The 15,678-nt window shown below is 71.0% G+C and carries 13 protein-coding genes and 1 pseudogene; 9 read left to right on the top strand and 5 right to left on the bottom strand.

Annotated features, from left to right (window positions below; genetic code table 11):
- Window positions 1-90 precede the first annotated feature (90 nt).
- Entirely contained in the window at window positions 91-876 is a 786-nt protein-coding gene (locus ABB07_RS05800) for an alpha/beta hydrolase family protein (RefSeq protein WP_208897692.1), read from the top strand.
- A gap of 118 nt (window positions 877-994) precedes the next feature.
- Here the strand turns inward: ABB07_RS05800 and ABB07_RS05795 are convergent, their stop codons facing one another.
- The gene (locus tag ABB07_RS05795; protein ID WP_208903299.1) at window positions 995-1,684 is read right to left on the bottom strand and encodes a FadR/GntR family transcriptional regulator; all 690 of its coding nucleotides are present in this window, start codon (window positions 1,682-1,684) and stop codon (window positions 995-997) included.
- Between the two features lie 280 nt (window positions 1,685-1,964).
- Between ABB07_RS05795 and ABB07_RS05790 the strand changes: the two genes are divergently transcribed.
- From ABB07_RS05790 to ABB07_RS41960, 7 genes and pseudogenes are all read left to right on the top strand, one after another.
- Window positions 1,965-3,671, top strand: a complete 1,707-nt coding sequence (locus ABB07_RS05790) for a 2-isopropylmalate synthase (protein WP_208903298.1) — start codon at window positions 1,965-1,967, stop codon at window positions 3,669-3,671.
- A 57-nt stretch (window positions 3,672-3,728) separates the two neighbouring features.
- Window positions 3,729-4,202 (top strand): annotated as a pseudogene (locus tag ABB07_RS05785) (alpha/beta hydrolase); the annotation flags it as partial.
- A gap of 60 nt (window positions 4,203-4,262) precedes the next feature.
- Window positions 4,263-5,804, top strand: coding sequence for an AMP-binding protein (locus tag ABB07_RS05780; RefSeq protein ID WP_208897691.1), 1,542 nt, complete (start codon window positions 4,263-4,265; stop codon window positions 5,802-5,804).
- A 122-nt stretch (window positions 5,805-5,926) separates the two neighbouring features.
- Window positions 5,927-6,868 (top strand): heavy metal-binding domain-containing protein, encoded by a 942-nt coding sequence (locus ABB07_RS05775; protein WP_208897690.1) that lies wholly within the window; start codon window positions 5,927-5,929, stop codon window positions 6,866-6,868.
- A gap of 13 nt (window positions 6,869-6,881) precedes the next feature.
- Window positions 6,882-7,745, top strand: coding sequence for a heavy metal-binding domain-containing protein (locus ABB07_RS05770; protein ID WP_244189227.1), 864 nt, complete (start codon window positions 6,882-6,884; stop codon window positions 7,743-7,745).
- Window positions 7,746-7,797: 52 nt separating this feature from the next.
- On the top strand, window positions 7,798-8,235 hold the full coding sequence (locus ABB07_RS05765) for a hypothetical protein (protein ID WP_208897689.1): 438 nt from the start codon (window positions 7,798-7,800) through the stop codon (window positions 8,233-8,235).
- 515 nt (window positions 8,236-8,750) lie between these two features.
- Complete coding sequence (locus tag ABB07_RS41960; protein ID WP_425264685.1) at window positions 8,751-9,707, top strand: pyridoxamine 5'-phosphate oxidase family protein; 957 nt, start codon at window positions 8,751-8,753, stop codon at window positions 9,705-9,707.
- A 117-nt stretch (window positions 9,708-9,824) separates the two neighbouring features.
- Here ABB07_RS41960 and ABB07_RS05755 read toward each other — a convergent pair whose 3' ends face one another.
- Entirely contained in the window at window positions 9,825-11,654 is a 1,830-nt protein-coding gene (locus ABB07_RS05755; protein ID WP_208897688.1) for an MFS transporter, read from the bottom strand.
- Between the two features lie 390 nt (window positions 11,655-12,044).
- On the opposite strand from ABB07_RS05755, the gene ABB07_RS05750 reads away from it, so the two are divergent.
- On the top strand, window positions 12,045-13,631 hold the full coding sequence (locus ABB07_RS05750; RefSeq protein ID WP_208897687.1) for a Na+/H+ antiporter: 1,587 nt from the start codon (window positions 12,045-12,047) through the stop codon (window positions 13,629-13,631).
- Between the two features lie 69 nt (window positions 13,632-13,700).
- Here the strand turns inward: ABB07_RS05750 and ABB07_RS05745 are convergent, their stop codons facing one another.
- From ABB07_RS05745 to ABB07_RS41490, 3 genes are all read right to left on the bottom strand, one after another.
- Window positions 13,701-14,564 carry a polysaccharide deacetylase family protein gene (locus ABB07_RS05745; protein ID WP_208897686.1) on the bottom strand — a complete coding sequence of 288 codons (864 nt, stop codon included), beginning with the start codon at window positions 14,562-14,564 and terminating at the stop codon, window positions 13,701-13,703.
- Between the two features lie 153 nt (window positions 14,565-14,717).
- Window positions 14,718-14,951: a hypothetical protein gene (locus ABB07_RS05740; RefSeq protein ID WP_208897685.1), complete on the bottom strand. Its 234-nt coding sequence runs from the start codon at window positions 14,949-14,951 to the stop codon at window positions 14,718-14,720.
- A complete protein-coding gene (locus ABB07_RS41490) occupies window positions 14,948-15,583 on the bottom strand; it encodes a nucleotide-binding protein (protein ID WP_279617378.1) in 636 nt (211 codons plus the stop codon). Before ABB07_RS41490 ends, ABB07_RS05740 begins: the two co-directional genes overlap by 4 nt.
- Window positions 15,584-15,678 lie beyond the last annotated feature (95 nt).

The following is a 15,678-nucleotide window of genomic DNA, read 5'->3' as shown; positions in this document are numbered from 1 at the left end:
ACGCGCGTGACTCCGGCCGGTGTCGCCCTCACCCACTGCCCTCACCCACTTTCCCTTGCCCCCTGACCAGTCCGCGCCGAGGCGATCAACATGACTGAAGAAGTGAGATTCAAGAGCGTCGTCGGCCCTGAACTGGCCGGGGCGATCGACCTGCCGGACGGCGAGGTCCGAGGCTGGGGAGTCTTCGTCCACGGATTCACCCTCGGCAAGGACTCGCCGGCCGCGTCGCGGGTCAGCAAGCAGCTGGCGCGCGAGGGGATCGGGATGCTGCGCTACGACAACCTCGGCATCGGAGACTCCGACGGAGACTGGGGGGACGGTTCCTTCACCATCAAGGTCCAGGACACCGTCCGTGCGGCAGCTTTGATGGCGGAGCGGGGAACTCCGGTGGACCTGCTGGTGGGGCACTCGTGGGGAGGCGCAGCCGCCATCGCCGCGGCGTCCGAGGCGACCGGTGTCCGCGCGGTCGCCACGATCGGGGCGCCTGCCGACCCCAGCCACGTCGAGAGACAGTACGACGCGGTCATGGAACGCGTGCTCAGTGAAGGGTCGCACGAGTGGTTCGTCGGCGGCAGGACCCTCGTCCTCAAACGTGCCTTCGTCGACGACGTCCACCAAGCCCGCCTGCGCGACCGGATACGCGAGTTGCGCCTGCCGCTCCTCGTCATGCATTCGCCCACCGACAACACCGTCGACATCGCCAACGCCGGGGAGATCTTCCGCGAGGCACGACACCCGCGAAGCTTCGTCTCGCTCGAAGGAGCGGACCATCTCCTGACCGCACGAGGACAGGCGCAGCGAGCCGCCCACATCATCAGCGCCTGGGCCGACCAGTACATCCACAGGTCACGGCCCGGAGGCAAGGACAGCCGGTGAGAGGGCCGCGTCGCCCGCCGAGGTGATGACCGGGCGGCGGAGGACGGGGCCGGGGACCGGGCGGTAACGGGCGATGGGGCCAGGACCACGCGGTAACGGGCGATGGGGCCGGCGGCTGTCAGACGGCCTTGAGGCGTGCGAGAGTCTGCTCGAGTTCCGTGCGCAGGATGTCTCCGGCGGCTTCCGCGTCGCCGCGTACCACGGCCTCGACCAGTGCCGCGTGCGCGACTTCACCGTGGTGAGGGTCGGCGGTGCGCAGGCCGGCGAGTTTGAGAAGGTCGATCAGGCCCTCCCGCAGAGACGGCAGGAACTCGGTGAACAGGGCTGTCAGCACCGGGTTGTGCGCGGCGGCGACAACGGCGGCGTGCAGGTCGATGTCCGCGTCCACGAACTCGGCGTTGGTGCCGGTGGCGGCCTGGCGGCGCCGTTCCAGCGCGTCGTTGAGGGCGGTGACGTCGTCGGGCGTGCGGCGCCGCGCGGCGAGCTGTGCGGCCTCGACCTCCAGCATGGCGCGGACTTCGTAGACGTCGGTGATGGCGGACTGCCGCAGCCGGGTGGGCCAGTCCTCCTGCGGGGTGGTCGCGGTGACGAACACGCCGGCGCCCTGCCGGGCCTGCACCAGACCCGCGCCGGCGAGGGCGCGCAGGGCTTCGCGGACGGTGGAACGGCCGACGCCGAGCGTTCTGGCGAGGGCGGTTTCGCCCGGGAGCCTGGTACCCACGGCCCAGGTCCCGGAGGCGATCTCCTCGCGGAGGCGCTGGGTGGCCTGGTCGACCAGGGAGTTGGGGCGCAGTGCGTCCAGGGGCATGACGAGTCCGATCACTTATCAGGTTGTCTGAGGAGCTGACGTGTAGTTAGTGTATCTCCCGTGACACTGCGTGGCTTCCTCCTTCTCCTCGGCTGCCGCTGCGGGGCCTGACACGACCGGCACCCCGCAGCGGGGCTCCGGCGTGCGCCGGTCGGCCGAACCGAGGTGAAGGAAGCCCATCGTGACCGTTCCCGACAAGTCCGCGTTCCCCACGCTGCGCACTCCGGCCGGTGAGATCCCGGCAGGCGCCCCGGCGTGGAATCCGCAGCGGCCCAGCAGCATGCCGCACCACCGCTATCGGCCCGCCCACGACCGCGTCGAGGTCCCCCTGACGGACACGGAACGGCAGTGGCCGTCACGCCGGGCCGAGGCGGCGCCGCTGTGGGTGCCGGTCGACCTGCGGGACGGCAACCAGGCACTCCCCGAGCCGATGGACACCGCGCGCAAGCGCCGGATGTTCGACCTGCTGTGCGCGATGGGCTTCAAGGAGGTCGAGGTCGCCTATCCCTCGGCGAGCCGGACGGACTTCGATTTCGTGCGCCACCTGGCCACCAGCGGCGCCGTCGCGGAGGACGTGACCGTCTCGGTCTTCACTCCGGCCCGCCCCGAGCTGATCGACCGCACCATCGACTCCGTGGCCGGGCTGCGCCGGGTCCTGGTGCACATGTACACGCCCTGCGCTCCCACCTGGCGGAACGTGGTGCTGGGCCGCGACCGCGCCGAGCTCAAGAAGCTGATCCTGGACGCTGCGGGGCATCTGATGCGCCGCGCCGAGGAGAAACTGGCGGGAGCCGACGTCAGGTTCGAGTTCTCCCCGGAGGTCTTCAACCTCACCGAGCCGGACTTCGCTCTCGACGTGTGCAACAGCGTCATCGGCCTGTGGGGCGCCTCCCCGGACCGCCCCGTGGTGATCAACCTCCCGGCGACGGTGGAGATCTCCACCCCCAACGTCTACGCGGACCAGATCGAGTACATGGACCGGCATCTGGACCTCCGCGACTCGGTGATCCTCTCCGTCCACCCGCACAACGACCGGGGCACCGGCGTCGCCTGCGCGGAACTGGCTGTGCTGGCCGGCGCCCAGCGTGTGGAAGGCTGTCTGTTCGGCAACGGGGAACGCACCGGGAACGTGGACCTGGTCACGCTGATGCTGAACCTCTACACGCAGGGCGTCAACCCGATGATCGACCTCTCCGACATCGACGCCGTACGCCGGACCGTCGAAGAGTGCATCCGCGTCCCGGTCCACGTGCGCCACCCGTACGCAGGGGACCTGGTGCACACCGCCTTCTCCGGAACCCACCAGGACGCCATCTCCAAGGGACTCGTCCGTCACGCCCAGGACGCCGAAGACCTGGGCCTCCCCGCGTCCGAGGCGCCGTGGAACGTGCCGTACCTGCCGATCGACCCGGCGGACATCGGCCGCACCTACGAGGAAGTGATCCGCGTCAACTCCCAGTCCGGCAAGGGCGGCATCGCGCACCTCCTGCACACCGGCCACGGGCTCGACCTGCCCCCGGCCATGCGACCGGACGTCTACCGCACGGTGCAGCGGGTCACCGACGACACCGGCCGGGAACTGTCCGGCGAGGAACTGTGGAAGCTGTTCCACGCCGCCTACCTCGCACCCGCGGACGACGGGCCCTACCTGCTGGACAGCTGGACCACCCGGCGGAACGGGGCGGAGCACGTGTTCACCACGACGGTCGTCTCCGACGCCGGCCGGACTCCCGTGCGAGGTACCGGGAACGGTCCGCTCGCCGCGCTGACCGACGCCCTGGCGCAGGCCGGTGTCACGGTGGACATCCTCACCTGCAGCGAGCACGCCACCGCCACCGGGCCGGACGCCCCGGCGGCCGCCTACGCCCACTGCCGCACCGCGGGCCAGGACGTGTGGGGCGCGGGCTGGGACACCTCCATCCTGACCGCCTCCGTGCAGGCGGTCATGGCGGCCGTCAACCGCGCTCACGGTGCGGCCCGCGGCTGACACCGGCGTCGTGTGCGCGGACGACGCGGAGGCCGTCCGCGACGGCATCCGGTGCGCCGGCTGGCCATGACCTTCCCCGACCGGCAGGCATACCGTGACTACTGGCGGGATCATCCGGCCTTCTCCGGCTCGTGGTCGCCGTGGGTGGACGCCTACATCCAACGCGACCTCGTCGGCGCGGAACCGCGACTGCGCTCGTCCTGCGTCCGCGACGCTGTGCGCGTCGACGGCACACAGGTACTGTGCGATCCGGAGGTGCTGACCGCGGTACGTCACCTGAAGCTGCCCGCCCGGCTTCTGTGGGCCGACCGGGGCCTGATGGACGAGCCACAGGGACTGTACGACGAGCAGCGGCTGGCCGCCGCCGGCCTCGACCCCGCCCGGCCGGCGACGCACCGGGTGCCCGGCGTCAACCACTACACCGTGCTCGTCGGCGACGACGGCGCGCGCACCGTGGCCGGCCATCTGCTCGACGCGGCGGGCGTGCGCGGTGGCACGGCCGGCACGAGCGGACAGCGCCCGGCGGGGTAGACCACCGGCAAGCACGGGGGTTCCCGTGACGTAGTCGTTCCGGACGCAGGAGAGTGAGCTATGCGTGTTCCGATGACGGTCGCCGACTTTCTCGAGCGGGCCGAGTGGGGTTTCGCCTCCGACACCGGTGTGGTGGACGAGCCGGATCAGCCAGGACCGCCGGTACCGGAGGCGACGTACGGGCGGCTGGCCGAGCGGGTGCGCGCCTGGCAGGCGGGGCTGGATGCGCTGGGCGTGGGTGAGGGTGAGCGGGTGGCGGTGGTCAGCCACAACTCCGCACGGCTGCTGGAGCTGCTGTTCGCGGTGCCGATGAGCGGTCGGATCTGCGTGCCGGTCAACTTCCGCCTGGGGCCCGAGGAGGTCGAGTACGTGGTGCGGCAGAGCGGTTCGTCGGTGCTGCTCGTCGACCCGGAGCTGGACGAGGCGCTGTCCGGGGTCAAGGCGCGTCACCGGTTCGTGCTCGGGGAGCAGACGGAGACCGAGCTGATGCGGTTCGGCGTGGCCCCCCGCCCGTGGTCGGACCCGGACGAGGACGCCACCGCGACGATCAACTACACGTCGGGGACCACCGCCCGCCCGAAGGGGGTGCAGCTGACCCACCGCAACATCTGGGTGAACGGGATGACCTTCGGGCTGCACACCAGGGCGTGGGAGCGCGATGTGTACATGCACACGCTGCCGATGTTCCACTGCAACGGCTGGGGCATGCCCTACGTGATGGCCGGACTGGGCGTGAAGCAGGTGGTGTTGCGCAAGGTCGACGGCGCCGAGATCCTGCGCCGGGTCGACCGGCACGGCGTGACGCTCATGTGCGGTGCGCCGGCGGTGTGGAAGGCGGTGCTGGACGCGGCGGCTTCATGGGAGGGTGAGATCCCCGGCCGTGACCGGGTGCGGATCGTGTGCGCGGGGGCGCCGCCGCCGAGCACGCTGATCCAGCGGGTGGGGGAGGAACTGGGCTGGGAGTTCACGCAGATCTACGGCCTGACCGAGACGTCCCCGCTGCTCACGTTCAATCGGTCCAGGCCGGCGGACGCGGGACTGCCCGCTGAGGAGCGGGCGCGCAAGCTGTCCCGTGCCGGCCTGCCCGCGCTCGGGGTCAGGCTGAAGGTCTCCGGGACCGGCGAGGTCCTGGCCCGGTCGAACGTCGTGCTGGACGGCTACTGGGAGAAGCCGCAGGAGACCGCCGTGGCTCTGGAAGGCGGATGGTTCCACACCGGCGACGGAGGCACGATCGACGAGTCCGACGGTCACCTGACGATCTCCGACCGGAAGAAGGACGTGATCATCACAGGCGGCGAGAACGTGTCGTCCATCGAGGTGGAGGACGCCGTCTTCAGCCACCCGGCGGTCGCCGAGGTCGCCGTCATCGGGGTGCCGGACGAGAAGTGGGGCGAGACGGTCAAGGCCCTCGTGGTGCTCGCCGAGGGAGCCACGGCGACCGAGGCCGACATCATCGCCCACTGCAAGCAGCGCTTGGCGGGCTACAAGGCGCCGACGAGTGTCGAGTTCCGCGATGCCATCCCCCGTACGGCCACCGGCAAGATCCAGAAGTTCAAGCTCCGCCGGCCGTACTGGTCCGGCCTGGACCGGGAGGTCAACTGACCACCACCCTCGGCGGTTCGGCCGAGGACGGGTGCCGACCTCACTCGGATCGGTCCTGCGCCCGGGCATAGACTCGGGCCGCTGTGCCCTCGGGCGGGGCACGAAGCGGGGAGTTGGTGTCCATGGGCGGGGATTGGACGGGGGCGGGGCTGCCCCCGGTGGCAGCCGCGCGCATCGCGGAGGTGCGGGGCAGCGGGACGTGGTCCTCGGCGCTGTCCACCGGTGAGTTCGCCGCGCTGCGCGCCGTGGGGTTCGAGCCGGTGGGCCAGGTCATGGGCTCGGCCGTCTACCACGTGGCGCGCAGCGGCCGGTACTGGGGCTATCACGACTGTCTCTACGGGGGCGTGCGGTTCGCCTTCAGCGGCGCCCCGGCGCCCATAGCGCTCTCCGGACGCGGCGCGCCGTCCGCCGGGCTCGTCGAGGTGCTCGACCGGGCGCGTCGCTCGGCGCTCGACCGGATGACCGCCGAGTGCTCGGCTCTCGGCGGCGACGGCGTCGTCGCGGCGCAGTTGACCGTGGCGCCCTTCGTGGCGCAGCCCCACTGCCTGGAGTTCAAGGTGATCGGAACCGCGGTGCGCGCGGCCGGGACGGTACGGGCCCCACAGCCGTTCACCTGCCACCTCGACGGCCAGGGGTTCGCGAAGCTGGTCACCGCGGGATGGGTCCCGGTGGAACTGCTGTACGGGATGTCCGTAGGCGTACGCCACGACGACTACGGCACCCGGGCACAGACGCGCTCGTGGCGGAACACCGAGGTCGGCGGCTGGACCGAGCTCGTTCAGGCGGTGCGCTCCGACGCCCGTGCGCACCTGTCGGCGCAGACGGGGCGGCGGGGCGGCGACGGCGTGATCCTCTCCGGGGGCCGCCTGCGCGTCTGGGGCGAGTCGTGCATGCGCAGGAGCAACGACGACCAGACGGACCACGTGGCCGAGGCGACGCTGCTCGGTACCACCGTCGCCCGCTTCGCGGCACGAAAGGCGCCGCCCCGCACGCTCACCGTGATGCCGCTCGACCCGGAACGACGCCGGCGGACCATGCGCCGTACCGCCACCGATACGCGATGAGGGGAACCCGTTCATGAACGTCTTCAACCCCGCCGACGGCACTCCCCACGGCATGTCCGCCGCGCAGGGGGTGCCGGCCGACGCGATGCGGCGGCTGGCCGAGCTGCAGCCGGGCAGGCCCGGTTCGATCTTCACCAGCGACCTGTCGGTCAACGAGTTCCTGCTGGTGCGCGAGGCGGGGTTCCGGCCCATCGGCCTCGTCCTGGGCAGCTCGATCTACCACGTGGGCGTCCAGCTGGGCCGCTGGGGCAAGAACCAGGAGCTGACGACGCTCAGCCAGGCGATGTACCACGCCCGTGAGCTGGCGATGACCCGCATGGAGGCGGAGGCGGCCCAGCTGGGCGCGGACGGCATCGTCGGTGTGCGGCTGAGCGTCGAGGCGCGCGAATTCGGCAGCGACATCGCCGAGTTCATCGCGATCGGTACGGCCGTCAAGGCCGATCACCCGGCGCCGGGCGCGGGCGGCGGCAGCTGGCGCAACCTCAAGGGGCAGCCGTTCACCTCGGACCTCAACGGTCAGGACTTCTGGACGCTCATCCGCGCCGGCTACGCCCCCCTGGGCATGGTGATGGGCACCTGCGTCTACCACATAGCGCACCAGAAGATGGGGCAGATGTTCTCCAACATCGGCAAGAACGTGGAGATCGAGCAGTTCACGCAAGCGCTGTACGACGCCCGGGAGCTGGCGATGGCGCGGATGCAGCACGAGGCGGAGGAACTGCGCGCGGAGGGCGTCGTCGGCGTGCAGCTCAATGCGCACAACCACCGCTGGGGCGGTCACACCACGGAGTTCTTCGCGATCGGCACGGCCGTACGGCCGCTGCGCGAGGACCACGTCATCGAGCGCCCGACGATGGTGCTCAGCCTGGACGGCTGAACGCCCGGCCCAGCAGACCCGCAGGAACGGCACACCCACGAGAGGCCCCGCGATGACCTCGCCACACGACCCGGCCCCCTTCGAACCCGCCGGGGAACCGGACTCCATCGACCTGCTGACGGCCGCGCTGCGCAGGGACGCCGCCGACCTGAACGTCTACGCCCAGGTGCTCAGCGGGACACTCGCGGAGGCGCTGCCGCCGGGTGCCGTCGTCATCGAGCGCAGACGGAGCATGGCCGACCGGCTGTCCGGGCGCGACGGCCGCGTCGACCGGGTCGAGGTCCTCCTCGGAGAGCAGCGCCTGGTGCTCGACCTGAGGGGCGGGCAGCCCAAGGGCGAGGTGTGCGAGGAGGTCCGCGGCGTGGTGCTCTCGCGGCGCTCGGTGGCGCTCGACGAGTGGGTGCGGGAGCTCGCGGTCGCGGTCGCGGCCCGTGCACGGTCCGACGCACGGGCGCGGGTGGCACTGGAGCGGCTGGTGCTGGGGGAGTAGCTGGAGCGGCTGGTACCAGGAGGAACCGGCGCGGAACACCGGCACCCGCCTCCGGCCGCCGGAATGCCGCTTCGGCGCCGCGCGGACGTCGACGCCGCCGGGCTCGCTCGTCGACCGCGACGCCGGGATCGAGCGTGCCGTACGGAGCCTGCAGAGGCGATTACGGCGATTCGCGACCGACCGCCCGGAACCGTGATCTTCCAGGCCGCGGACAGTGCCCCATGAATCGGGTGTTTGCGGATGCGTCGGGGAGCGGCCCCTTGTACGTCCACCCCGGCCGGGTATGGTCTGAGACCGGCTCGGCCAGGCGGTCGTGCGCGTTGAACCCCGAGGTTGCGTCAGCCGGTGCGCGAACTCCGCCCATGCGGCTCGGACTTCCGGCTGTCTGCCCGCGGAGGTGGCATGGAGACAGGCTGCTCACCGGGCGAACCGGGAGCCTGCCGGCGGCCACCCGTGACCCTGCCCTTCCGAACTTCCGGCCACGGCACCAGCGCCTGAAGGAGACACAGAGGAACGTGGACGCTCACCTCAACCCGGACGGGCACCCCGGCCGGGACCGGAACACGGAGCCGGATCCCGGGGGAAGGGCCGCCGCGCCCCCGGGAGTGGACACGAGGCCGCCGCAAGCCGGGCAGGCCCGGCAGGACGGCGAAGGGGCGGCCGCAACCGGTACCGAAGTCGCCGGCCTGGTCCAGGGCGGCGACGCCGCTCCGATCCAGCACCAGCGGGTCCACGTACCGGATGCCCGCAGCGTCCGGCCCCCCTCCCGCCCCGGCCGCCCGGGCAGTGACGGCGAGCACCGGCTCCAGGAGCGCATGGGCACCACGGCCCGTGCCGCGAAGTTCTACGACGAGCAGGTGCTCGACCGGCTCAACCCGCGGATGCGGGAGTTCGCGGCGCGGCAGGAGATGTTCTTCCTCGCCACCTCGGACCGTCACGGGGAGTGTGACAACACCTTCCGGGCCGGTCCTCCCGGCTTCGTCCGGGTCTTCGACGACAGGACGCTGGCCTACCCCGAGTACCGCGGCAACGGCGTCCTCGCCAGCCTCGGCAACATCCAGGAGAACCCGCACGTCGGCATTCTCATGATCGACTTCCTCCAGGACCGGATCGGCCTCCACGTCAACGGCCGGGCCCGTGTCCTCTCCGACGAGGAGATGCGCCGGGAACGTCCGGACCTGCCGGTCGAGCCCGTGCCCGGCCGCCGGGCCCGGCTGTGGGTGGAGGTCACTGTGGAGGAGGCGTACATCCACTGCGCCAAGCACATCCCGCATCTGCGGAAGGTGCCGGCACGCGGGGACCGCGCGTGGGGCACGGACGACTCCAAGCGCAAGGGCGGTGATTTCTTCGGCGCGGCGGCCGAGGCGGCCGACCGCGCTCCGGACGAGCGCCCGCGCCGCGATGCCGACGACACCCCGGCGAGGGCATCGGCCCCGCCGCAGGCCGCCCGGCCGGCCGGAAGGGCCTGGTGACCGGAGTCGCCGTACGGATCAGGACCGGGACGCCGGAGAACGAATCCGCTCGGACACCGAGGCGCCCGGGTGGGCAGCGCAAGGGCTGCCCACCCGGGCCGCAGAGTGGCCCTGGGATCAGTCGCCCTCCTCGGCGAGGGCCGCCAGTTCACGATCCACGGCGCGCTGGTGTTCCGCCGCCTCCTCGCGGGCTCTGCGCGGGCTCCAGCGGCCGGCCATGACGAAGATGAACGGCAGGAACAGCACTTGCCCGGCGACACAGATCAGCCACCAGGTGCGCCACTGTCCGGGGCCCTGGGCCGAGGCGCTCTGCACCTGGGATCCGTAGCGCTGCAGCACCGCCAACTGCGGCTGGGCCTTGTGCACGGTCGCCAGACCGGCGGCCCCGACCTCGTGTGCCGCCTGGGCCGCCAGGGCCGGCGGGACCGCGTTCGGTGGGTACGCCTTGAGCTCGGCGAACAGCCGCGGATGCGCGTCGATGATGGCCAGCGCGGGCGCGGCCTGGACGCTCGCGGCCTTCACCTGGGCGCCGTGCTCGACCAGTGGCGTGGCCGACGTCACCACGACCGGGACGAACGCCGTGGAGATCGCCACCACCGCCCGGATGATCCATCCCCATACGGCCAGACCGGTCGCCGTGGCGGCCGGGTTGTGCTTCTCCACGGTCTCGGTGAAGCTCGCCATCCACGGTGCGTAGGTGACGCCGGTGAGCACACCGATGGCGACGAACAGTGCGGCGAAGGTGTAGTAACCGGTGCGCGGCTCCGTGGCGTGCAGGGCGAAGAGCGCGGTGACCGCGATCGAGCCGATGGCTCCGAGGAGCATGAACGGCTTGCGCACCTTCAGCCGGTCGGAGAGCAGCCCCGCCGCCACCAGTGCCAGCGCGTTGGCCGCCCAGTACCAGTTGGCCAGCCCGTTGGTGCGCTGCTCGCTGTAGCCGAAGGTGGCGGCGAAATAGACGACGAAGTTGCCCACAGCGCCGAAGTAGAGCAGGAGGAAGAGGCTGACAGCGGTGGCCGAGCCGACGACGTCCAGCCGCAGCATCTGCCGCCAGTGGCCCGTGGCCGCCGTCGTCGCACGGGTGCCCTTGGCCCGCGCTTCGACGAGAGCACGGTCGCGGAGGCTGACCATGATCTGGTCCCGCAGCCGGGGCGACAGCTCGCGCAGCCCCAGCAGCGCCAGCACGAAGACGGCAAGCCCGGCCCAGCCGGAGTAGCGCAGCTCGTCCTGCCAGCCGGCGAAGGACAGGGTGCTGCTGGTGACGACGGTGACCACCAGGCTCCCGATCACCGGGCCCATGGTCCAGTAGCCCATCGCGGTGGCTCGGCCGAGCTGGGGGGAGAAGTCCCGGATCAGGGCCGGCGTGGCCACCAGCACGATGCCTTCGATGAAGCTGAGGCAGGCGAAGAGCGCCAGGTAGGTGGCCTTGTCCGGGGCGTTGGGCAGGCCGACGAGGCTGAGCAGGGCGGCGATGAGGAGCCCGTAGACCACCATGTTGGCGCGGCCCCAGCGGTCGGCGAGGCCCGCCACGAGCGAGGCGAAGGCGCCGACCGCGTTGCCGATGACGCTGACCCACACGAAGTAGCTGTAGGTCATGTGGAAGTGCGTGATGATCGATGTGGCGACCGCGTACTGCACGTAGAGCGCGTAGTACAGGACCACGGTGGTCAGCACCACGATCGCCAGGTACGCCATCCGGCGTGAGGTGACGGGGTAGTGGTTCAACTCGCGGCGCCACAACAGGGCGGCGCCGTGGGGGGTTTCCGGCGTGCCGGCGCCGGTGTCCGTGCTGGTGCCGGTATCCGTGCTGGTGTCGGCGTCGGCGTCGGCGTCGGTGTCGGTGTCTGTGCTGGTGTCGGCGTCGGTATCGGTGTCGGTGTCCGTGCTGGTGTCGGTGTCGGTCGGTCTGAGATTCGTGTCGTCGGGCGAAGCGGGCACGGCAGTCATGCGGCGGCTCCTGGGTCGGGCCCATGGGCCCGGTGCGGTGGATGCGGACAGTGCACGCCTTGGGGTGCGGCGGCACGAGCACTGTTCGGCCAGTGGGCCGAACCCCGGGGTCTCAGTGTCCGGACGGGGACGATGTGCGCAGAGGCTAGTACCGACCAGTCGGTACGGCCTAGGGGTGTGCGCGGGGATACCGAAACGTGACCTCGCCTGTCGCCGGCCGGTCGCAGCCGGGTTCGGTGAGCGTGCGGAGGCGGTCTTGGACCACGTGGTGCAAGCTTCGAAGAACAGGCGGCACCGCGCCGGTGGGTCGCGGTGCGAGCCGCGATCAACGAGATCATGCTCCGCCCCACGGCCCAGGAACAGTGATCGTCGACCCACTGGGGACGCTCTATGACCGGCCTGACCGTTGTCCTGCTGCTCGTGGTCCTGGCCACCGCGGTGGCGACCGGTGCCCGGCGCTGGAGCCTGCCCGCTCCGTCACTCCTCGTGATCGCCGGTCTGGTCGTGGGTCTGATGCCCTGGGTTCCCGAGGTGCGTCTGCCGCCCCAAGTGATCAACGTGCTGGTGCTGCCTCCACTGCTCTACGCCTCGGCCGGGGAGATCTCCCTCCGCGACCTGCGCACCGTGTGGAGGCCGGTGAGCGGACTGGTCTTCGGTCTGGTCGTCGCCTCGGCCGTCGGCGTCGCGTACGTGGCCGCCGCGCTCACCCCGCTCACCGCCGCGACCGCGCTGATCCTCGGCTCCGTCCTGGCCAGCACCGACCCCGTGGCCGTCACCGCGCTGGGCCGGCGCCTGGCCCTCCCCCCGCGCGTGCAGGCCCTGGTGCAGGCGGAAAGCCTGTTCAACGACGCCACGTCGCTGGTCCTGTACAAGGTCGCCGTGGTCACCGCGGTCACCGGCAGCGCCATCAGCGTGTCCGGGACCGCCCTGCAGTTCCTGGTTCTCGCGGGCGGAGGAGTCCTGGTGGGCGCGGCGGTCGCCGCGGTGGTGACCTTGATCCGCAGACGGACCGACGACCCCATGCTGGAGACCGTCATCGCACTGGTCACTCCCTACGCCTCTTACGTCGTCGCGGAGGAGGCGCACACCTCCGGCGTGACCGCCGTCATCGTGTCCGGGGTCGTCCTCGGCAGCACCGGCCACAAGCTCAGCAATGCCTCCATCCGCCTCCAGGTCCACGCCGTCTACGACACCGTGGCCTTCCTGCTGGAGAGCGTCGTCTTCGCCCTGATCGGCCTCGAGCTTCCGTCGGTCGTCCGCCATCTCGCGCGCGACGAGCACGGCTGGCCGCTGTGGGTGCCGGTGATCGCCTTCACCCTGCTGGCGATCCGGCTGCTGTGGATCTTCCCGCTGTCCGCCCTGATCCATCACCGGCACGGGATGGGCGACAGCCCGCTCTCCTGGCGCGTGCCGGCCGTCCTGTCCTGGGCGGGCACCCGAGGTGTCATGCCACTGGCGGCCGCGCTCTCCATCCCCCTGGTCACCGACACCGGGGCGCCGCTGCCGCACCGGGCACTCATCCTCACGCTCACCACCGGGACCGTCGCGCTCACTCTCGTCTTCCAGGGTTTCACCCTGGCCCCTGTCGTCCGCCGCTCGGGCATCGCTCTGGAACCGGAGCACACCGCTCGTGAGGAGGCGCGGACCCGCCGGCACATCGCCCATGCCGCTCTCGAAGAGCTCAAGCAGATCGGCGACCCGGATGAGCTCGCCGAGCTGGGTGCCGCCGCGCAGGCCGCGCTGAAGCAGGCCCGTCGTCATCTGGAGGCGCGCATCCACCAGGTGGAAGACGCCCACTACAGTGATCCGGACGCCCGTCCCGCCGACGCCTATCGCGAGATCCGCCGGACACTCATCGCCATCGAGGCGGCTGAGCTCCAGCACCTCTACGAAGCGAACAAGATCAGCAACGCCACCCGGCGCCGGATCCAGCACGAACTCGACCTCGAAGAAGCCAGCCTCCGCCCCCGCGACTGACGGAAGTCCGGTTCAGCAGGTGGGAGCGCGGTGACCTTGTGCCGCGCGACCGTGTCGCCGGCCGTCGGTTCACCCCGTGGATGCGGCCGGTGGCTGGATGTAGTCCTCCAGGCGTGCCACGGCGAACCCCTGCTCCTGTATCCGCTTGAGCAGGCTGGCGAACATCTGCGTCATCGTGGTGCCCTTGAGCTCCGAGGGGCCGCGGAAGTGGGCCAGGATGATGTCGCCCGAGTGCAGCTTCCCGCCGGGAACCTGGTACTGGATGTTGCGGCTCTGCATGGACTCCCGCCACCAGACGATCGCCCGGGGGCCGCACTCCGCGACCGCGGTCCTGGTGCCGGTGTTGTACGCGCCGTAGGGCGGGCGGAACAGCAGCGGCGCGGTGCCGTACTCCTTGGTGAGGAGCTTCTGGTCGCCGCACACTTCTGCCTTCTGGCGGGCCGGCGGGAGAGTGCTCATCACGGGGTGGTGCAGGGTGTGGTTCTCGATGTGGTCGCCCAGCGCCTGCAACTGCCGGAAGTAGCCGTAGTCCGACTTGATGGCGTCGTTCATCAGGAACATCGTGATCGGAACCTTCAGGTCCCGCATCATCTCGATGAACCGGGGATCCTTCTCCTGCCCGTCGTCGACGGTGATGAACACGACCTTCTGGGAGGTCGGTATGTGGGTGAGGACCGGAACCGGTCCGGTGGCGGAGAGCTTGACCGGCTTGTCGGCCGGAGGCCGCGGGGCAGCGGGCAGCGGTGTCAGGCCCCACTTGTGCCAGGCCGTGGCGTCGGCGGCGCGCGGCGCGGTCGTGCCGCCCGTCGCGGCGGGCGGCGAGGCGAGAGCGGCTCGACGCGTCCCACTGCCGCCGCTCGCGCTGCAGCCACCTATGGCCAGGGCCGCCACCACGGCCCCCGTCACCGCCGCGCAGAGCGTGCCCCGTTTCATGCGCCGCTTCATCGCGCCGTCCCCCAAAGCTGAAGCATGTGGCTCTTGACCGCTGAAAAGATAACCTGACCATGCGTAAGAGATGGTCATTGACCAGGTGTGATTCCAGTACGTCGGGGGCCTGGTGTCACACCGTGGCAGCGGAAGGCCGGCTTACCGGGCCTGCCTCAGGGGCCGTAGGACTGCCTCGCCGGCGCGCATGAGTGCGGACAGCGGCTGTCCGGCCCAGCCGGTGAGGTCACGCGCGAAGGCGAGGTCCAGTTCGACGGTCACCTTGACGTAGCGGGTATCCAGCCGAGTGACTCGGGTGGGAGCGGAAGCGGGGGCGGCTGTGGTCTCCGGCCGACGTTGCAGTGCGGCCCGATAGGCGTCCTTGCGCTGGTTCATACCCTTTCCTGACGGTTGATGAGCTCCTCGGCGAGGTCCATGTACGCCGTGCCCTTCACCTCGATGGGGCTGCCGAAGGACTGGGAGTACAGGTCGAGCCGCGGGACATGCGTGAGCAACACGTCGAAGCCCCGCTCGGTGAGGGCTTCACGGGCGTCGGCGTCGGGGCCGGTACGCGTGGCCTCGGGACGGTTCGTGCGGTTCAGCAGGACCGCGGCGCGGGCCGGCTGGGAGCGCAGGGACTGCATGTCATCCATCTCGCGGTCGATGGGGGCCATGCGGTCCAGCTCGATCGGGGCCGGGGTCACCGGCACGATCCACTCGCTCGCGTACCGCATGACGCCCCGGGCGATGTGGGCGTGGTCCTCCAACTGGGGGGCGTCGAACACCACTGCCCCTCGGCCGTCGAGGAAGTCGTTCACCCGCCGGTGTACGTCGCCCACGGGAAGGGCCAGCACGGGGAACGGGAAGCCGCCGGCCAGTTCGCTCCAGCGCAGCGCGGAAGAGGCGGGGTCGCAGTCCACCAGCAACGGTGACAGGCCCGCCGCGTGCAGCGCGTGGGCCAGCCAGACGGCGCTGGTCGTCTTTCCCACGCCGGGTTTGAGGTTCACGAACGCGTAGCTGAGCGGCACAGGAGCCGACGCTAACGGCCGAGCGCCGGGGCCTGCCGTCGACGCGGGGCCAGTGTGCACGGTTCACCCTGCGGCACCGGTGAATCATTCCCGCG

Source organism: Streptomyces incarnatus (assembly GCF_001027185.1).
GTDB classification, from domain to species: Bacteria; Actinomycetota; Actinomycetes; order Streptomycetales; family Streptomycetaceae; genus Streptomyces; species Streptomyces puniciscabiei.
Note: the sequence above shows the minus strand (reverse complement) of the source record. Positions and strands in the feature narration are given on the sequence as shown.

What these genes read in the sequence shown, in the direction of transcription:
- ABB07_RS05800 (WP_208897692.1), top strand. Translation starts at nt 91, where the DNA reads ATGACTGAAGAAGTGAGATTCAAGAGCGTCGTCGGCCCTGAACTGGCC.
- ABB07_RS05795 (WP_208903299.1), bottom strand. Translation starts at nt 1,684, where the DNA reads ATGCCCCTGGACGCACTGCGCCCCAACTCCCTGGTCGACCAGGCCACC.
- ABB07_RS05790 (WP_208903298.1), top strand. Translation starts at nt 1,965, where the DNA reads ATGCCGCACCACCGCTATCGGCCCGCCCACGACCGCGTCGAGGTCCCC.
- ABB07_RS05780 (WP_208897691.1), top strand. Translation starts at nt 4,263, where the DNA reads ATGCGTGTTCCGATGACGGTCGCCGACTTTCTCGAGCGGGCCGAGTGG.
- ABB07_RS05775 (WP_208897690.1), top strand. Translation starts at nt 5,927, where the DNA reads ATGGGCGGGGATTGGACGGGGGCGGGGCTGCCCCCGGTGGCAGCCGCG.
- ABB07_RS05770 (WP_244189227.1), top strand. Translation starts at nt 6,882, where the DNA reads ATGAACGTCTTCAACCCCGCCGACGGCACTCCCCACGGCATGTCCGCC.
- ABB07_RS05765 (WP_208897689.1), top strand. Translation starts at nt 7,798, where the DNA reads ATGACCTCGCCACACGACCCGGCCCCCTTCGAACCCGCCGGGGAACCG.
- ABB07_RS05755 (WP_208897688.1), bottom strand. Translation starts at nt 11,654, where the DNA reads ATGACTGCCGTGCCCGCTTCGCCCGACGACACGAATCTCAGACCGACC.
- ABB07_RS05750 (WP_208897687.1), top strand. Translation starts at nt 12,045, where the DNA reads ATGACCGGCCTGACCGTTGTCCTGCTGCTCGTGGTCCTGGCCACCGCG.
- ABB07_RS05745 (WP_208897686.1), bottom strand. Translation starts at nt 14,564, where the DNA reads ATGAAACGGGGCACGCTCTGCGCGGCGGTGACGGGGGCCGTGGTGGCG.
- ABB07_RS05740 (WP_208897685.1), bottom strand. Translation starts at nt 14,951, where the DNA reads ATGAACCAGCGCAAGGACGCCTATCGGGCCGCACTGCAACGTCGGCCG.